16 protein-coding genes are annotated in these 16,812 nt (G+C 67.9%); all 16 read right to left on the bottom strand.

What is annotated here, in order from left to right; genetic code table 11:
• Window positions 1-15 precede the first annotated feature (15 nt).
• Entirely contained in the window at window positions 16-315 is a 300-nt protein-coding gene (gene nuoK, locus ACFV15_RS34990; protein ID WP_091293418.1) for an NADH-quinone oxidoreductase subunit NuoK, read from the bottom strand.
• Window positions 312-1,157, bottom strand: a complete 846-nt coding sequence (locus ACFV15_RS34985) for an NADH-quinone oxidoreductase subunit J (protein ID WP_378355967.1) — start codon at window positions 1,155-1,157, stop codon at window positions 312-314. Before ACFV15_RS34985 ends, nuoK begins: the two co-directional genes overlap by 4 nt.
• On the bottom strand, window positions 1,154-1,681 hold the full coding sequence (gene nuoI / locus ACFV15_RS34980; protein ID WP_378355966.1) for an NADH-quinone oxidoreductase subunit NuoI: 528 nt from the start codon (window positions 1,679-1,681) through the stop codon (window positions 1,154-1,156). The genes ACFV15_RS34985 and nuoI overlap by 4 nt, the downstream gene beginning before the upstream one ends.
• The gene (gene nuoH, locus ACFV15_RS34975; protein ID WP_378355964.1) at window positions 1,668-3,011 is read right to left on the bottom strand and encodes an NADH-quinone oxidoreductase subunit NuoH; all 1,344 of its coding nucleotides are present in this window, start codon (window positions 3,009-3,011) and stop codon (window positions 1,668-1,670) included. The genes nuoI and nuoH overlap by 14 nt, the downstream gene beginning before the upstream one ends.
• Entirely contained in the window at window positions 3,008-5,437 is a 2,430-nt protein-coding gene (locus ACFV15_RS34970; protein WP_378355962.1) for an NADH-quinone oxidoreductase subunit G, read from the bottom strand. Before ACFV15_RS34970 ends, nuoH begins: the two co-directional genes overlap by 4 nt.
• Window positions 5,434-6,714 carry an NADH-quinone oxidoreductase subunit NuoF gene (gene nuoF / locus ACFV15_RS34965; RefSeq protein ID WP_091293411.1) on the bottom strand — a complete coding sequence of 427 codons (1,281 nt, stop codon included), beginning with the start codon at window positions 6,712-6,714 and terminating at the stop codon, window positions 5,434-5,436. Before nuoF ends, ACFV15_RS34970 begins: the two co-directional genes overlap by 4 nt.
• Window positions 6,714-7,439, bottom strand: coding sequence for an NADH-quinone oxidoreductase subunit NuoE (nuoE, locus tag ACFV15_RS34960; protein ID WP_378355959.1), 726 nt, complete (start codon window positions 7,437-7,439; stop codon window positions 6,714-6,716). Before nuoE ends, nuoF begins: the two co-directional genes overlap by 1 nt.
• Complete coding sequence (locus ACFV15_RS34955) at window positions 7,436-8,806, bottom strand: NADH-quinone oxidoreductase subunit D (protein ID WP_378355957.1); 1,371 nt, start codon at window positions 8,804-8,806, stop codon at window positions 7,436-7,438. Before ACFV15_RS34955 ends, nuoE begins: the two co-directional genes overlap by 4 nt.
• A complete protein-coding gene (locus ACFV15_RS34950) occupies window positions 8,803-9,552 on the bottom strand; it encodes an NADH-quinone oxidoreductase subunit C (RefSeq protein ID WP_378355955.1) in 750 nt (249 codons plus the stop codon). The genes ACFV15_RS34955 and ACFV15_RS34950 overlap by 4 nt, the downstream gene beginning before the upstream one ends.
• Before the next feature lie 5 nt (window positions 9,553-9,557).
• On the bottom strand, window positions 9,558-10,106 hold the full coding sequence (locus tag ACFV15_RS34945; RefSeq protein ID WP_091293389.1) for an NADH-quinone oxidoreductase subunit B family protein: 549 nt from the start codon (window positions 10,104-10,106) through the stop codon (window positions 9,558-9,560).
• A gap of 4 nt (window positions 10,107-10,110) precedes the next feature.
• Window positions 10,111-10,518 (bottom strand): NADH-quinone oxidoreductase subunit A, encoded by a 408-nt coding sequence (locus ACFV15_RS34940; RefSeq protein WP_378356003.1) that lies wholly within the window; start codon window positions 10,516-10,518, stop codon window positions 10,111-10,113.
• A gap of 336 nt (window positions 10,519-10,854) precedes the next feature.
• Complete coding sequence (locus tag ACFV15_RS34935; protein ID WP_378355952.1) at window positions 10,855-12,141, bottom strand: geranylgeranyl reductase family protein; 1,287 nt, start codon at window positions 12,139-12,141, stop codon at window positions 10,855-10,857.
• The gene (locus tag ACFV15_RS34930) at window positions 12,138-12,842 is read right to left on the bottom strand and encodes a demethylmenaquinone methyltransferase (protein WP_378355950.1); all 705 of its coding nucleotides are present in this window, start codon (window positions 12,840-12,842) and stop codon (window positions 12,138-12,140) included. The genes ACFV15_RS34935 and ACFV15_RS34930 overlap by 4 nt, the downstream gene beginning before the upstream one ends.
• A 130-nt stretch (window positions 12,843-12,972) precedes the next feature.
• On the bottom strand, window positions 12,973-14,037 hold the full coding sequence (locus ACFV15_RS34925) for a DUF3592 domain-containing protein (protein ID WP_378355948.1): 1,065 nt from the start codon (window positions 14,035-14,037) through the stop codon (window positions 12,973-12,975).
• A 113-nt stretch (window positions 14,038-14,150) separates the two neighbouring features.
• Complete coding sequence (locus ACFV15_RS34920) at window positions 14,151-15,254, bottom strand: glycosyltransferase family 4 protein (protein WP_378355946.1); 1,104 nt, start codon at window positions 15,252-15,254, stop codon at window positions 14,151-14,153.
• A gap of 163 nt (window positions 15,255-15,417) precedes the next feature.
• The gene (locus ACFV15_RS34915) at window positions 15,418-16,488 is read right to left on the bottom strand and encodes a glycosyltransferase family 4 protein (protein WP_378355944.1); all 1,071 of its coding nucleotides are present in this window, start codon (window positions 16,486-16,488) and stop codon (window positions 15,418-15,420) included.
• Window positions 16,489-16,812 lie beyond the last annotated feature (324 nt).

Genomic DNA, 16,812 nt, shown 5'->3' with positions numbered 1-16,812 from the left:
TGTTTACACACGCCCCTAGTACTTCAGCAGGTTGGTGTCGTCGACCGAGGCCGAGCGCCGGGTGCGGAAGATCGACATGATGATCGCCAGCCCGACCACGACTTCGGCGGCGGCGACGACCATCACGAAGAACGCCATGATCTGGCCGTCGAGCCCGCCGTTGATCCGGGAGAACGTCACCAGCGAGAGGTTCACCGCGTTGAGCATGAGCTCGATGCACATGAACACGACGATCGCGTTGCGCCGCACGAGCACGCCGACGCAGCCGATCGAGAACAGCAGCGCCGAAAGCAGCAGGTAGTACGTGGGGGTCACTTCTCGTCCCCTTCTTTGCCAACGAGCGCGTGCGCGTCCGGCTTCGTTTCCGTACCGGCGACCAGCTTGCGCTCGGCCTCGAGCCGGGTGGCCGCGGTGGACTCGATGAGCGCCGAAAGTGATTCCGGGGCGACCGAGCCGTCCGGCAGCAGCGCCGGGGTGGCGACCGAGTTGGCGGTCGCGAAGACACCGGGACCGGGCAGCGGCGACGGCCGGTCGTGCTCGCCGGTGAAGCGCAGCACCACCAGTTCCTTCTGGTTGAGCTTGCCGCCCTTGCCGTGCCGGTCGGTGAACGCCAGCACCATCGCGCCGATCGCGGCGGTGATCAGCAGCGCCGAGGTCAGTTCGAACGGGAACAGGTAGTCGGTGAAGATCAGCTTCCCGAGCCCGGCGGGGCCACCGCCCTGCGGCGTCGCCGGGTCGAGCAGCGGAGCCGGGGTGACGTTCGCGAGCGCGCGGGTGAGGCCCGCGGCCAGCAGACCGGCGAGCCCGATGCCGAGCACCGCCGCGGCGAGCCGCTGTCCCCTGAGCACTTCGACGACCGAGTCGGACGCTTCCTTGCCGACCAGCATCAGCACGAACAGGAACAGCATCATGATCGCGCCGGTGTACACGATGATCTGCGTGAAGCCGAGGAACGGCGCCTGCTGGATCATGTAGAGCAGACCGAGCGAGAGCATGGTCAGCACCAGCCACAGCGCCGAGTGCACGGCGTTGCGCGAGAAGATCATGCCCAGCGCGCCGAGCAGCGCGAGCGGGCCGAGCACCCAGAACGCGGCGGCCTCGGCGCCGGAGACGGTGCTCTCGATACCGGGAGCCTGTGCCAGGAAAGCGGCGATCACTGTCCAGCCTCCTGCTTGAGAGCCAGCTCGGGGCCGTTCACGTAGTAGTCCTGCTCGTTCTCGCCGAGCCGCATCGGGTGCGGCGGCTGCTCCATGCCCGAAAGCAGCGGAGCGAGCAGGTCTTCCTTGGTGTAGATGAGCCGCTGGCGGTCATCGTCGGCGAGCTCGTAGAAGTTGATCATCGTCAGTGACCGGGTCGGGCAGGCCTCGACGCACAACCCGCAGCCGATGCAGCGCAGGTAGTTGATCTGGTAGTCCTTGCCGTACCGCTCACCTGGCGAGTAACGCTCTTCTTCGGTGTTGTCGCCACCTTCGACGAAGATCGCGTCAGCAGGGCAGGCCCAGGCGCACAGCTCGCAGCCGACGCACTTCTCCAGCCCGTCCGGGTGCCGGTTCAGCTGGTGCCGCCCGTGGTAGCGCGGTGCCGCCGGTGCGCCTGCCTCCGGGTACTCCTCGGTGGCCACCTTCTTGAACATCATGGCGAAGGTGACGCCGAAACCCTTTACGGGATCAAGAAACCCCATTGTCCGCCTCTTCCTTCACTGCCGAGACCTCGGCGGGCTTGCGCCTGGCCGCCTTCTTCAGCGCCTTGGCGGCGGCCTTCTGCCGCGGTGTCTCGTCCGGGATCTCGAGATCCAGTGGTGGCAACGGGAATCCGCCGCCGGTGATCGGCACGTAGTCGTCGTCCGGGATCTTCTTGTCCGGCAGCAGCAACGTCAGCAGCACGGCGACCACGAGCACGGTGCCGATGCCGATCAGGATCGACGGGGTCGACCAGCCGCCGGAGTGGTTGACCGCGCGGATCGCGGTGACCGCGAGGATCCAGACGAGGTTCAGCGGGACGAGGACCTTCCAGCCCAGCCGCATGAACTGGTCGTAGCGCAGCCGCGGCAGCGTGCCGCGCAGCCAGATGAACCCGAACAGCAGCGTGAACAGCTTGATCCCGAACCAGACCAGCGGCAGCCAGCCCTGGTTGAGCGCGTGATCGGCGCCGACGAACGGGAACAGGTAACCGCCGAGGAACAGCGTCACCGCGAACGACGACACGATCACCATGTTGACGTACTCGGCGAGGAAGAACATCGCGAACTTCATCGAGCTGTACTCGGTGTGGAAACCGCCGACCAGCTCGGATTCGGCCTCGGGGAGGTCGAACGGCGCGCGGTTGGTCTCGCCGACCATCGAGATCGCGTAGATCACGAAGCTGACCGGCAGGATGTAGAAGTACCAGCCGTGTTCCTGCGCGTGGACGATGTCGCCGGTGGCCATGGAACCCGAGTACAGGATGACCGCGACGATCGAGAGGCCCATCGCGATCTCGTACGAGATGACCTGCGCCGCCGAACGGATACCGCCGAGCAGCGGGTACGGCGAGCCGGACGCCCAGCCGGCGAGCACGAGCCCGTACACGCCGATCGAGGAGCAGGCGAGGATCACCAGCACACCGACCGGGAGTTCCATCAGCTGCAGCACCGTGCGGTGACCGAAGATGGAGACCTCGGGGCCGAACGGGATGGCCGACAGCGCGATGAGCGAAGGCACCACGCAGATGACCGGCGCGAGGAAGTACACCTTGCGGTCGGCCGTGTCCGGGATGATCTGCTCCTTGAACGGGAGCTTGATCGCGTCGGCCAATGACTGCAGGTAGCCGTTCGGGCCGACCCGGTTGGGGCCTGGCCGGTTCTGCATCCGGCCGACCGCCTTGCGCTCCCAGACGATCAGCAGGATCGTCAGGATCGGGCCGATCAGCAGGATGACGACGGCCTTGATCAGCGTCAGCCACCACGGGTCGTTCGCCAGCAGCTGGGCCCTGGTCAGGTGTTCCGGGGCCTGGGCGAGGAATCCTCCGGTCACTGCTCACCTCCGGTGATGCTCACGACGGAGCCGTGTCCGGCGCCGAGTGTCCTGCGGACCTCGGAACCGTCCGAATTGGACGGGATCCAGACGACGCCATCCGGCAGATCGGCGACGACCAGTGGCAGCGTGATCGCGCCACGCTCGGTCGAAACCTTGACGCTGCCGCCAAGTCCCTTCGCCGTCGCCTCGGAGACGCGAGCGACCGCAGGCCGCTGCGTTCCCTTGAGGTTCGGCTCGTCGACCTGCAGCGAACCGTTGTCCAGCATCTGCTTCCAGGTGCTGAGCACGGCCTTGCCCGCTCCGGCCGCCTGCCCGTTCGACGACGTGACGAGGGTGAACTCGCCCGCCTTGGGACGGCCGGGCAGCTTCTTGAAGTCCGCGGCAGCGGCGGCGGGCGTCTGCGTGAAGATGTCGGCGTCCATCTCGACCGCGAGGGTGTCGAGCACCCGGCAGTCCGCCAGCGCGCCGGTGCCTTCGAGCGTCACGTCGAACGGGCGCTCGCGGCCTTCCCAGTTGAGGAAGGTGCCCGGCTTCTCGACCGCAGGGGCGATCGGGAGCACCACGTCGGCGACCTCGGTGACCGCGCTCGGGCGGAGTTCGAGGCTGACGACGAACGCGGCTTCGAGCGCGACGAGCGCCTGCTCGGGGTTCGGCAGGTCGTACGGGTCGACCCCGCCGACGAGCAGACCATCGAGCTGGCCTTCGGCCGCGGCGGCGATGATGCCGTTGAGGTCCCGGCCGGGTTCGGCGGGAAGCGTTACGCCCCAAGCCTTTCCGACCTCTTCGCCGAGCGGAGTCGGCACGGCGCCCGCTTCCAGCGCGCCACGCTCACCCGCACGACGCGGGATCCACGCGACCTTGGCGCCGGTGCGCTCGGCCAGCCGATGCACGGCGGAGAACAGGCCCGGCACCTCGGCGGCACGCTCGCCGACCAGGATGACCGCGCCGTCCGAGGAGAGCGCCTGGTCCAAATCCTGTGCGTGGGAAGCGATTCCGTCGAGCGCGGTGGCTTCGCCACCCGGCACGCAGGCCAGCAGCTCACCGAAGGTCTTCTCGACGGACGAGGTCGTCCACTGTCCCAAGTGGACAACGCGGGTGCGGTTCTTGCGAGCCGCCTTGCGCAGCCGCAGGAACACGATCGGCGCCTCGTCCTCCGGCTCGAAGGCCACGCACAGCACGGTGCGCGACTTCTCGATGCCGTCGAAGGTGACGCCGTCGACCGGCGTCGTGCCGACGATCCGCGAGGTGAGGAAGTCGAGCTCCTCCGCGGAGTGCGCACGCGCGCGGTAGTCGATGTCGTTGGTACGCAAGGCGATCCGCGCGAACTTCGAGTACGCGTACGCGTCCTCGACGGTCAGGCGGCCGCCGGGCAGCACGCCGACGCCCTTGCCGTCACGGGCCTTGGTGAGACCGGCGGCGGCGGCACGCAGCGCGTCCGTCCACGAGGCCTCTTCGAGCTGACCGGTCTCCGGGTTGCGCACCTGCGGGCGCCGGATGCGGTCGGCTGCCTGTGCGTACCGGAACGCGAACCGGCCCTTGTCGCACAGCCATTCCTCGTTGACCTGCGGGTCGTCACCGGCGAGCTTGCGGGTGACCTTGCCGCGGCGGAAGTCCGTCCGCTCGGCGCAGCCCGAGGAGCAGTGCTCACACACGCTCGGCGAGGACACCAGGTCGAACGGCCGCGAGCGGAACCGGTACGCCGCGCTGGTCAGCGCGCCGACCGGGCAGATCTGGATGACGTTGCCGGAGAAGTACGACTGGAACGGCTGGCCGGACGTCGTCCGCGAAGCCAGGTCCAGCACGTCCGCGGTCTCCGCGGTACCGATCTGCTGGTGCGCGCCGCGCTCGAGCAGCTCGATGAACGGGTCACCGGCGATCTCACGCGAGAACCGGGTGCAGCGCTGGCAGAGCACGCAGCGTTCCCGGTCCAGCAGCACCTGCGACGAGATCGGCAGCGGCTTCTGGAAGGTCCGCTTGGTGTCGACGAACCGCGACTCCGCGCGGCCGTGCGCCAGCGCCTGGTTCTGCAGCGGGCACTCACCGCCCTTGTCGCAGATCGGGCAGTCGAGCGGGTGGTTGATGAGCAGCAGCTCCATCACGCCCTGCTGCGCCTTGTCCGCGACAGCCGAGGTCAGCTGCGTCTTCACGACCATGCCGTCGGCGACCGTCATGGTGCACGAGGCCTGCGGCTTCGGCATCGGGCGGCCGCCCATTTCGACCTCGACCAGGCACTGGCGGCAGGCGCCTGCCGGGTCGAGCAGCGGGTGGTCGCAGAACCGCGGGATGACCGTGCCGAGGCGCTCGGCGGTGCGGATCAGCAGCTCGCCCTTGGGCGCGATGACCTCTTCACCGTCGATGACCAGCTTGACGTGGCCTTCGGGCACCGGCGTCTCGGTCTTCGGCTCTTCTGGCGCCATCGTCATGCTTCTGCCCCAACCAGTTCGCGCTTGTTCGTCTCGCACAACGCCAGGAACTCGTCGCGGAAGTACTTGATGCCACTGGTGATCGGCGAGACGGCGCCGTCACCGAGCGCGCAGAACGAGCGGCCGAGGATGTTGTCGCAGACGTCGAGGAGGGTGTCGATGTCCTCTTCGGTGCCCTTGCCGTCGACCATCCGCTCGAGGATCTGTGCCAGCCAGTACGTGCCCTCGCGGCACGGGGTGCACTTGCCACAGGACTCGTGCTCGTAGAACTGCGTCCACTTCATCACGGCCCACGGCACGGAAACCGTCTCGTTGAAGACCTGCACGGCCGTGGTGCCGAGCATGGACCCGGCCTCCGCCGCGCCCTCGAAGTCCAGCGGGACGTCGAGGTGCTCCGCGGTGAACATCGGCGTCGACGAGCCACCCGGCGTCCAGAACTTCAGCGGGATGCCGTCCTTCATGCCGCCTGCCATGTCGAGCAGCTCGCGCAGCGTGGTGCCGAGCGGGCACTCGTACTGACCTGGCTTCTCCACATGACCCGAGATCGAGTAGATCTTGGGGCCAGGCGACTTCTCACGGCCCATCTGGCGGAACCAGTCCGAGCCGCCGTTGACGATGAACGGCGCGCTGGCGATGGTCTCGACGTTGTTGACCGTGGTCGGCGCGGCGTAGAGCCCGGCGGCCGCGGGGAACGGCGGCTTGAGTCGCGGCTGGCCGCGTCGGCCTTCCAGCGAGTCGAGCAGCGCGGTCTCTTCACCGCAGATGTACGCGCCGGCGCCCGCGTGGACGGTGATGTCCAGGTCGAAGCCCGACTTGAGGATGTCGATGCCGAGGTATCCGGCGTCGTAGGCCTCGCGCACGGCGGCGTTCAGGCGGCGGATGCAGTGCAGCGCCTCACCGCGGACGTAGATGAAGCAGTGGTGCGAGCGCATCGCGTACGAGGCGATGATGCAGCCCTCGATCAGCGAGTGCGGGTCCGCCATCATCAGCGGGATGTCCTTGCAGGTACCCGGCTCGCCCTCGTCGGCGTTGATCACCAGGTAGTGCGGCTTGTCCTCGTTCGGCGGCATGAAGGACCACTTGATGCCGGCCGGGAACCCGGCGCCACCACGGCCGCGCAGGCCGGAGTCCTTGACCAGCTGAACGAGTTGCTCCGGCGTGCCCTTCAGCGCCTTGCGGACGGCGGTGTAGCCCTCCAGCGCTTCGTAGGACTGGATCGTCCAGGACTTGGGAGAGAGCCAGCGCTTGGTGAGCACCGGCGTGATGGGATCAGCCATTACTTCTTCTCCACCTCAGGCAGCGGAACGTCGTCCATGACCGGCGCGGTCCAGCCGCGCTCCTGCGCGATCTGCGCGCCACGCAGCGTTTCGACGGCCTGCGAAGGACCGTCGATGTCCGCGCGGTACTGGACCGGGTCGTCGGGGAAGAACCCGGCGAGCTGCAGTTCGGCACCCTTGAAGTCGGTCAGCGGCGCACCACGCGTCGGCTGCGGCTTCTTGCCTGCCTGCAACGCGTCGACCAGCGCGACGGCCTTGTCCTCGGTCTGGTTGTCGAAGTACTCGTAGTTGACCTGGATCACCGGGGCGAGGTCGCAGGCCGCGAGGCACTCGGCGTGCTCGAGCGTGATCTTGCCCGACTCGTCGGTTTCGTTGTGCCCCAAGGGCTTTTCCTCGGAACCGAGGTGCGTCTGGAGCTTCTTGTATATCGCGTCGCCGCCCATGGCCGCGCACAGCGTGTTCGTGCAGACGCTCACCAGGTGCTCGCCGCAGGGGCGGCGCTTGTACATGGTGTAGAACGTCGCGACCGCGCTGACCTCGGCGTCGGACAGGCCGAGTTGCGTGGCACAGAAGGAAATCCCCTCCTGGCTGACGTAACCCTGCACCGACTGCACCAGGTGCAGCATCGGCAGCAGCGCCGACCGCGACTGCGGGTAGCGCGCGATCAGGTTCTCGGCCTTCGCGACGATGTCCTCGTCGAAAATGACTTCTGGTGCAGCGGTCATCGGTCCACTCCCCCCATGACGGGGTCAATCGAGGCGATGGCGGCGATCACGTCGGCCACCAGCCCGCCTTCGGCCATCGCGGGCATCGACTGCAGGTTCACGAAACTCGGTTCGCGCACGTGCACCCGCAGCGGCCGCGTGCCGCCGTCGGACACCAGGTGCGCGCCCAGCTCGCCGCGCGGCGACTCGACCGGCACGTAGACCTGGCCGGGCGGCACCTTGAAGCCCTCGGTCACCAGCTTGAAGTGGTGGATGAGCGACTCCATGGACTGGCCCATGATCTTGCGGACGTGCTCGAGCGAGTTGCCCATGCCGTCGCTGCCGACCGAAAGCTGCGCGGGCCACGCGATCTTCTTGTCCTCGACCATGACGGGGCCCGGCTCGAGCATCTTCAGCGCCTGCTTGATGATCCGCAGGCTCTGGTGCATCTCCTCGACACGGATCAGGTACCGCGCCCAGCAGTCGGCGTCGTTCGAGGTCGGGATGTCGAACTCGAACTCGTCGTAGCGCGAGTACGGCTCGGTCTTGCGCAGGTCCCACGGGAGACCGGCGCTGCGCAGCACCGGGCCGGTGACACCGAGCGCGAGGCAGGCGTCGACGGGCAGGTAGCCGACGCCCTTGAGCCGGTTGCGCCAGATCGGCTGACCGGTGAACAGCTTGTCGTACAAGGGAAGCCGGGAGTCCATCGTCTTGACGAACTCGGTGACCTTCTCGTGGTAGTCAGCGGGCATGTCCTGCGCGAGGCCGCCGGGGCGGATGAACGCGTGGTTCATCCGCAGGCCGGTCAGGTGCTCCAGCAGGTGCAGCACCTCTTCGCGCTCACGGAAGCCGAGCGTCATGGCGGTGGTCGCGCCGAGCTCCATACCGCCGGTGGCGATGTAGACCAGGTGCGAGCCGATGCGGTTGATCTCCAGCAGCAGCACCCGCAGCAGCTCCGCGCGCGGCGGGGCCTGGATGCCGAGCAGCTTCTCGACCGCGAGGCAGTACGCCATCTCGGTCGACAGCGGCGCCAGGTAGTCCATGCGCGTCACGAAGGTGACGCCCTGGGTCCAGGTGCGGTATTCGCAGTTCTTCTCGATCCCGGTGTGCAGGTAGCCGATGACCGAGCGGAGCTGGGTGACGGTCTCGCCCTCCATCTCCAGCACGAGCCGGAGCACGCCGTGCGTCGACGGGTGCTGCGGGCCCATGTTGATGACCATGCGCTCGTCGTGCAGCGCGTCGGCGACGACGTCGTCCCAGTCACCGCCGGAGACGCTGTAGACGCGGCCTTCGGTGGTGTCGCGCGAGTCGGCGTACTCGGTGCTGTCGGAACCTTGCGGGCTCGTGTCCGTGCCGGTTGTCACGTCGGCGAGGTGTTCGGTGCTCACGAGTACGACCTCCGCTGGTCCGGCGGCGGGATTTCCGCGCCCTTGTATTCGACCGGGATCCCGCCGAGCGGGTAGTCCTTGCGCTGGGGGTGGCCGTCCCAGTCGTCCGGCATGAGGATGCGGGTCAGCGCCGGGTGACCGTCGAAGACGATGCCGAACATGTCCCAGGCTTCGCGTTCCTGCCAGTCGGCCGTCGGGTAGACCTCGACGATCGACGGCACGTGCGGGTCCTCGATGTCCATGGTGACCTCGAGCCGGATGCGGCGGCGGTAGGTCATCGAGGTCAGGTGGTACACCGCGTGCAGGCGCTGCGGGATGTCGACGCCGTAGTCGACACCGGAGACGGAACTGCACAGCTCGAAGCGCAGGCCGCCGTCGTCGCGCAGCGTCCGGCAGATGGCGACCAGGTGCTCGCGGTCGACGTAGAAGGTGATCTCGCCGCGGTCGACCGTGGTCTGCAGGATGGCTTCGGCCGGGATCTTGTTGTCCGCCAGCGCCGCGTAGAACTCGTCGGCGAACTCGTCGAACCAGCCGCCGTACGGACGCTCGGCGGGCGCCGGCGCGTACGCCGGGAGCCGGACGCCGCCGTAGCCGGAGGTGTCACCGGTGCCGGAGACACCGAACATGCCCTGGCGTTCGCGGCCGGTGACGACGGGCTCAGCGGGACGGGCGCCTCGCGGCTCCAGCCCGCCTTCCGGACGGTCGGCGCTGGACTGCTCGCCGCCAACTTCTGGGGTCTCAGGCACTTCGCTCACTTCTTCGCGTACTTGATGGACGAAGCGATCAGTTCGGTGCGCGCGCCACTGGCCTCGCGGATCGCGGCCCTGCGGGCGTTGATCGGCTCGTCCTGGATCTTGGCGTGCAGCTTGAGGATCGCGTCGAGCAGCATTTCCGGGCGCGGCGGGCAGCCGGGGAGGTACATGTCGACCGGCACGATGTGGTCGACGCCCTGCACCACGGCGTAGTTGTTGAACATCCCGCCGGACGAGGCGCAGACACCCATCGCCAGCACCCAGCGCGGCTCGGCCATCTGGTCGTAGATCTGACGCAGGACGGGAGCCATCTTCTGGGTCACGCGACCGGCGACGATCATCAGGTCCGCCTGGCGCGGGGTCGCGCTGAAGCGCTCCATGCCGAAGCGGGCGATGTCGTAGCGCGAGCCACCGACCGTCATCATCTCGATCGCGCAGCAGGCGAGGCCGAAGGTCGCGGGCCACAGTGAGTTCTTGCGCGCCCAGTTGACCAGCCCTTCCAGGCTGGCCAGCAGGATTCCGTTGGGGAGTTTCTCTTCCAGACCCATGGCTCTAGTTCCAATCCAGCCCGCCGCGCCGCCACACATAGGCGTACGCGAACCCGACGGTGACGATGAACAGCACGATCTCCACCAGGCCGAACATGCCGAGAGCGTCCGCGCTCACCGCGAACGGGTAGAGGAAGACCATCTCGATGTCGAACAGGATGAACAGCATCGCGGTGATGTAGTAAGCGACGGGCATCCGGCCGCCACCCGCGATGGGCTGCGGCGAGGGTTCGATCCCGCATTCGTAGGCCGAGAGTTTGGCCTTGTTGTATCGGCTCGGGCCGACCAGCGGCCCCAAGAGCACGGACAGCACGGCGAAGCCGAGTGCCATCACGAAGAGGAAGACCAACGGGAGGTACATCTTCAGGCCAGGCGTCGGAGCCTGTGCCACCTGTTCGGTGGCGGCCAACATCAGCACGGGTTTCGCCATCCTTTCCGCGCCGCTGCGGGATCGAGTTGGGCTTGGTTGAGACAGCCCTCGGACGGCACCCTAAGGGACCTGGATCACACGTCTGAGGGTTAGGGCACCCTTACGGGCCGTGCTTGCTTGTGAAAATCTTCACAAGCGACCCGTCAAAGTTGTGAAGCGATTCACAAAGCATGGGGCGAGTGTAGGACGTGACTCACAGTCTTGTCCCTAGCCCCCGTGGTATAAGGCTTACCTAACTTCCGCAGACCGAAAATGCCCCGACCAGCGAAGATCATTCACTGACGGGGCATAACGGACGTACTGTGATCTATCCCACGGTCAACGCGGGGAGGGCGCGACCCTCGAAAGAGCCGCGATGAGCCGGTCGACGCCGTCGCCGCCCTTGGCGTCGTAGCAACCGGAAAGCCCCTTGTAGACCAGGGGAAGGATGCTGTTGATCCGCAGCCCGTACTTCGTCGCGGCCCGCATCACCTTCGGCTTGCCGATCAGCTTCGCGAAGACGTTGCCGAGCCGGTAGTACCCGCCCATCAGCTCCGCGACGGCCAAGGGGTAACCCTCAAGTGCACGTTCACGCGACGGTCCCTCGCGCCGGGCGAGCGCCTGCACGACGCACTCCGAAGCCAGCTGCGCCGACTCCATCGCGGCCGAGATGCCCTCGCCGTTGAACGGGCTGACCATGCCGCCGGCGTCGCCGAGCAGCAGCAGGCCGTCGCGGTAGTGCGGGGTGCGGTTGAAGCCCATCGGCAGCCCGGCGCCGCCGACCTTGCCGATCGCGTTCTCCTCGCGGTAGCCCCATTCCTCCGGGGTCCCGTCGAGCCACTGCCGCAGCAGCGCGCGGTAGTCGGTGCTGCGGAAGGAAGCCGAGGTCGACAGCATGCCGAGCCCGACGTTCACGGTGCCGTCGCCGAGCGGGAACGCCCAGCCGTAACCGGGCAGCAGCTTGGGATTACGCGGGTCGGACTTGTCCCACAGCTCGAGGTGACCCTCGATGAACGGGTCGTCGTGGCGCGGGCTCTTGTAGTACCGGCGCACCGCGACACCCATGGGGCGCTTGTCGTTCTTCTCGATGCCGACGCTCAGCGCGAGGCGCGCGGACACGCCGTCGCAGGCGAGCACCAGCGGCGCCCGGTAGCTGACCGGCGTCTTCTCGGGGCCCACCTTGGCCTCGACGCCGACGACCCGGCCGGTGTGGTCGGTGATCGCGCTGGTGACGGTGGTCTTCTCGTACAGCCGCGCGCCCGCCTTGACCGCGGTCTTCGCGAGCAGGTCGTCGAAGTCCTGGCGGGTGCGGGAAACCCCGTACGGCGGGTAGCTGGTCAGGTCCGGCCAGTCGAACTCGAGCGTCTGGTCACCGGTGAGGATCCGCAGGCCGCGGCTGTGCACCCAGCCGGCGTCCTGGCTGGTGTCGATGCCGAGGTCGATGAGCTGTTTCACGCCACGAGGGGTGAGCCCGTCGCCGCAGACCTTCTCACGCGGGAAGGTGGTCTTCTCCAAGAGCAAGACGTCGACTCCGGCGCGCGCGAGGTACGTCGCGGCTGTCGAACCGGCCGGGCCTGCGCCGACGACGATGACTTCGGCGTCGTGGTCGGGGTTCCGCTTGCTCATGATTCGGAGTCTACGTCGGGCTTCCTGGCGCGGTGGACGGCTACGACGCCGAAAGTGAGATTCATCCACTCCACTTCGGACCAGCCGGAGGACTCGATGATCTCCGCGAACTGGCGCTGCGCGGGCCATTCCAGCATCGATTCGGCCAGGTAGGCGTAGGCGTCGGGGTTGCTGGAGAAGCGGCGGCCGACCCAGGTCATCGCGCGGAGCATGAACTTGCGGTAGACGAACCGCAGCGGCCCGAATGTGGGCGTCGACACCTCACAGATCACCAGCCGACCGCCCGGCCTGACCACGCGCGCGATCTCGGCGAGCGCGGCCTTGGTGTCGACGAAGTTGCGGATCCCGAGCGTGATGGTCGCGACGTCGAAGCTCTCGTCGGCGAACGGGAGGTTCAGCGCGTCGGCTGCGACCATCGGGACCTTGCGGTGCTTGCCCGCCTTGAGCATCCCGAACGAGAAGTCGGCCGCGAGGCACCACGCGCCGTTGCGGGTGTACTCGACGGTCGAGACGCCGGTGCCGGCGGCGAGATCGAGCACCTTCTCGCCGCGCTTGGCGTCGAGCACGCGCGCGGTGGTGTTGCGCCAGCGGCGGTCGAACCCGAAGGTCATGAACGAGTTCGCCCGGTCGTAACCGGACGCGACGTCGTCGAACATGGCGGCGACTTCGTGCGGATCCTTGTCCAGACTCGCTCGTGACATAGCCGAAGCGTAGACCGGCCTGGTTGAGAGCCCGCTCGCCCTCAGGCTCCACCCCATCGAGTGATCGAACACCTGTGCGGCCGGGCGTAGCTTGGAGGTGTGAGCGATGTTTGAAAACCGAAGAGCGAAGTCAGCCGAGGAACCGGTGATCGGTCAGGCCAAGTGCCTTGGCGGGCACCGCGTACGGCACGTTCCGCCAGCGGCCGCGCTCGAAGAGCACGACCATGGTTCGTCCGGTGCCGCCGACCCAGGCCTTCCGGTCGGGTTCATGCCTCAGGTTCGTGGACCCGTGGGTCGAGGCGAGCGCACGCAGCCTGGCGTTCGTCCCGTCGTCGTAGCTCACGTGGAGGTCAGGCATGTCCCGGTTCTTGCGGATCGGGTAGTCGGGCACCACGGTCACCCTGGCCGACCGCCAGCCGGTCTTCAGCACCGCCCGGTACCGGCGTCGCCACGCGGCCCCTGCGAACGCGCAACAGGGCATGAAGACCAGTGCGAGCAGCATCGGCACCACGCACAAACCGGTGAGAAAGTCGCTGTTGTTCTTCTCTTCCAGGGTCCGTACGCGGTCGGGATCGGCCGGGTCGTAGATCACGGTGACGCTTTGGAACTCGAAGTACGTCAGGTCGGTGTCCCGGTCGATCACGGCGTAGTGCAACGCCTGTCCGACGTGGTACGAGACACCGATCGACGGTGCCCCCTTGGTCGGGTTGTGCACGCCCACCACCACGCCAGGCACACGGGTTCCGTTGGCCAGCAAGGCTTCCGCAGCCGAGTCGATGGCCCCCAAGCCGACGATGCCACCGACGAAAACACCGAACCACAGCACCATGAGGCCATAGGCACGCAAGCCGATGAGCCGCAGGCGGCGGGTGTGGGCGTCGAGATCGTGCTCGCCGGTGTCGGCGGCTCGCGTCTTCGAAGCAGGCTGCCACCGATCGATCGCCACGTCGTCCGGATGCTTCATGGACCGCAGCCGCCACACGCTCAGCACCAAGAGCGACAAGGACGCCGCGAGCACACCGAAGTCCGCCGCCAGCTCGCCGTCGTCGAGCACATAGCCGGGCTCCAGCAGCGACCACGTCGTACCGGCGACGAAGACCACGAACACGAGCGCGGCCACTACCCCGACGGTGATCCACAGACCGCGTCGCCCTCTCGGGCGCGGACCGTTGCCGGTGAATTCCCCCAGTTCCATGAATCGAGCATAGGACTGCAGATAGCGCTCTGAACAGGGAAAATATCGCGACCAACGGCACCGGCAGCGAAGGCAACCCGCTGGTTGTCTAGGGCGTGCAAGCAGTCAGGACCTCAGCCCAGCGCGGCCAGCATGCCGCGCACGGCGACCGGCCAGGCGAACTGCTCGGCGCGCGCCCTGGCCGCCGCCCGCCGTGAGTCCTCCGGGCTGTCGAGCAGCCCGGTGACCGCGTCAGCGAAGGCGGGCGCGTGGTCGTCGACGGCGGCCCCGCATTCCGGCCGGACGATCTCCCGGAGCGCGGAGGACGCCGAAACGACCACCGGCGTCCCGGAAGCGAGCGCTTCGAGCGCGGCGAGCCCGAAGGTCTCATGGGGTCCCGGAGCCAGCGAAACATCCGCGCTGGCCAGCAACCGGGCAACCTCATTTCGGCCTGACAGGAACCCGAGGAAGGTCACGGGAAGTCCGCGCGCCCGGCGTTCCAGCGCACGTCTTCGCGGCCCATCGCCCGCGACCACCAGTCGCACGTTGGCACCGGCCTCGGTCAGCTCGGCGACCGTGTCCACGCTGCGTTCCACGTGCTTCTCGGGCGAAAGCCGTCCACAGTGGACCAAAAGGGCGTCGGCGGTGCCCGCGAGCTCGTGGCGCCACGAGCCGTCCCGCCTGGCGGGGGTGAAGGTCGCGAGGTCGACGCCGAGCGGCACGCGCTGGACGTTCGGCGCGGCGATCCGGTCGAATTCGGCTCTGGCGAAGGAAGTCGTGCACACGACCGTGTCGTAGCTGCCCGCCATCCGCCGGTTCGCGGCGTCGGCGACCCGGCGGGCCAGTTGCTCCGGCAGCAGGAACTGTTCGAGCAGCCGGTCCAGCCGCTCATGCGAGATGACTACGCTGGGCACCCCGTGCTCGCGCGCCCACACCCCCATCCCGCGCAGTGTCAGCCGATCCGAAACCTCGAGGCGGTCCGGTTCGAGCCTGCGCAGGATGGTCCGCACCCGGTGCGGATCGACGGCCCGGTACCCGCCGGTTCCCGGAATCTGCAAGGCGGGCAGGGAAAATCGCCGCACCCCGCTCGGCAGCAGCTCGTCGGCATACCGGCGGCCGGGCACGACCAGCGTCACCTGGTGTCCACTCGCGACATACCCGGCGCCGAGGTGATGCAAGGCCGTCTTCAGCCCGCCGGATCTCGGTCCGTAGAAGTTGGCGAGCTGGACGATGTGCACCTAGTGTCCCGCGCCGGAAATCAGGCACATATCTCGACGGCCCAACTTCCCGCAGACAGCGTTGCCGGTCCGTCCGAGTACGACCGGTACGAGGACGCACCGGCGCCTCGCCTGCGGAAAGCTGGATCCGCCGATACACGCACCGCATTTCCGGCGCGGGACACTAGGCCGCCTTGGCCGCACGCCCAGTCACCGCTTCGTAGTGGCCGACGAGTTCGTGGCACACGGCAGGCCAGGTACGGGACAGCACGACCTTGCGCGCCCGCTCACCGAGTCGCGCGCGCATCGCCGGATCCCTGAGGTCGTTCACCTTGTCCACCAGCGCGTCCGCGAAAACACCCCGATCCGCTGGCAGCAGGAATCCCGTCTTGCCCGGCAGCACGAGGTCCTTGGGACCGCCGGCGTTCGGCGCCAGCACCGGCAACCCTGAGGCCATGGCCTCCTGGATCGTCTGGCAGAACGTCTCATGCGGACCGGTGTGCACGAAGACGTCGAGGCTGGCGTACGCCTCCGAGAGCTCGTCCCCATACCGGGCGCCGAGGAAGGCGGCGCCGGGAATCCGCTCGCGCAACGTCTGCAGTTCCGGCCCGTCGCCGACCACGACCAGCCGGACGCCGTCCAGCCCCGCCAGTGCGGTCAGCCGATCGACCTCTTTCTCAGGCGCGAGCCGCCCGACGAACCCGACGAGCAACTCGCCATTGGGTGCGAGCTCCCGCCGGAAAGCAGCCGAAGCATGCGACGGCGAGAACTTGTCGATGTCGACGCCCCGCGCCCACCGATGCACCCGCGGCACCCCATGCGACCTGAGCTGCTCCACCGAGTCACTCGACGGCGCCAGCGTCCGATCGGCCCGGCTGTGCAGCCGCCGCACCCACCGCCAAGCCGCCCTCGCCGCGATCCCGAACCCGTAAGCGGCCGCGAACCCGGCGATATCCGTCTGGTAGACCGCGATCGAAGGCACCCGCAACCGCCGCGCGGCCGCCAGCCCCCTCGCCCCCACCACGAACGGCGAAGCCAGGTGGACCACATCGGGCCGGAACCCGGCCATCGCGGTCAGCACGGTCCTGGTCGGCACCCCGATCGGCAGCGAATGCACGCCGGGGAAGTCCAGCGCCGGAATCCGCACCACCGGCGCCCCCCGATACTCGGACGGCCCCGGCCCCGGCGCGATGATCAGCACATCATGCGCCCGCTCGCGCAGGTGCTCCACCACACGCAGAACGGAGTTGGTCACGCCGTTCACCTGGGGCAGGAAACTTTCGGTGACTATGGCGACTCGCACACCCCCACCCTGCCACCCGCCCCCAAACCCCCCGTAACCCCCAAACCAACGACCGCCGAACACCTCCCCCGAGTCTCTGGGCACGCGTGTCGTCCATCCATGCACGCGCGTCGTCCATCTGTGTACGCATGGCGTCCATCGGGGCACCCGAGTGCGCAACTCGCCTACGCCCGGGTCGCCATGAACCGCCCCGGGTTCGGTAGAGACTCGTTGTTGGGGTCAGGCGACCAGGCTGATCAGGTCGCCTGACTTGTACAGGGTCTCGAACTCGACGGG

This window comes from Amycolatopsis sp. NPDC059657 (assembly GCF_042734395.1).
GTDB lineage: Bacteria > Actinomycetota > Actinomycetes > Mycobacteriales > Pseudonocardiaceae > Amycolatopsis.
This window is presented reverse-complemented; position numbering and strand designations above follow the sequence as displayed.

What these genes read in the sequence shown, in the direction of transcription:
- nuoF (WP_091293411.1), bottom strand. Translation starts at nt 6,714, where the DNA reads ATGGCTGATCCCATCACGCCGGTGCTCACCAAGCGCTGGCTCTCTCCC.
- ACFV15_RS34935 (WP_378355952.1), bottom strand. Translation starts at nt 12,141, where the DNA reads ATGAGCAAGCGGAACCCCGACCACGACGCCGAAGTCATCGTCGTCGGC.
- ACFV15_RS34940 (WP_378356003.1), bottom strand. Translation starts at nt 10,518, where the DNA reads ATGTTGGCCGCCACCGAACAGGTGGCACAGGCTCCGACGCCTGGCCTG.
- nuoI (WP_378355966.1), bottom strand. Translation starts at nt 1,681, where the DNA reads ATGGGGTTTCTTGATCCCGTAAAGGGTTTCGGCGTCACCTTCGCCATG.
- ACFV15_RS34970 (WP_378355962.1), bottom strand. Translation starts at nt 5,437, where the DNA reads ATGACGATGGCGCCAGAAGAGCCGAAGACCGAGACGCCGGTGCCCGAA.
- ACFV15_RS34930 (WP_378355950.1), bottom strand. Translation starts at nt 12,842, where the DNA reads ATGTCACGAGCGAGTCTGGACAAGGATCCGCACGAAGTCGCCGCCATG.
- ACFV15_RS34925 (WP_378355948.1), bottom strand. Translation starts at nt 14,037, where the DNA reads ATGGAACTGGGGGAATTCACCGGCAACGGTCCGCGCCCGAGAGGGCGA.
- nuoE (WP_378355959.1), bottom strand. Translation starts at nt 7,439, where the DNA reads ATGACCGCTGCACCAGAAGTCATTTTCGACGAGGACATCGTCGCGAAG.
- ACFV15_RS34945 (WP_091293389.1), bottom strand. Translation starts at nt 10,106, where the DNA reads ATGGGTCTGGAAGAGAAACTCCCCAACGGAATCCTGCTGGCCAGCCTG.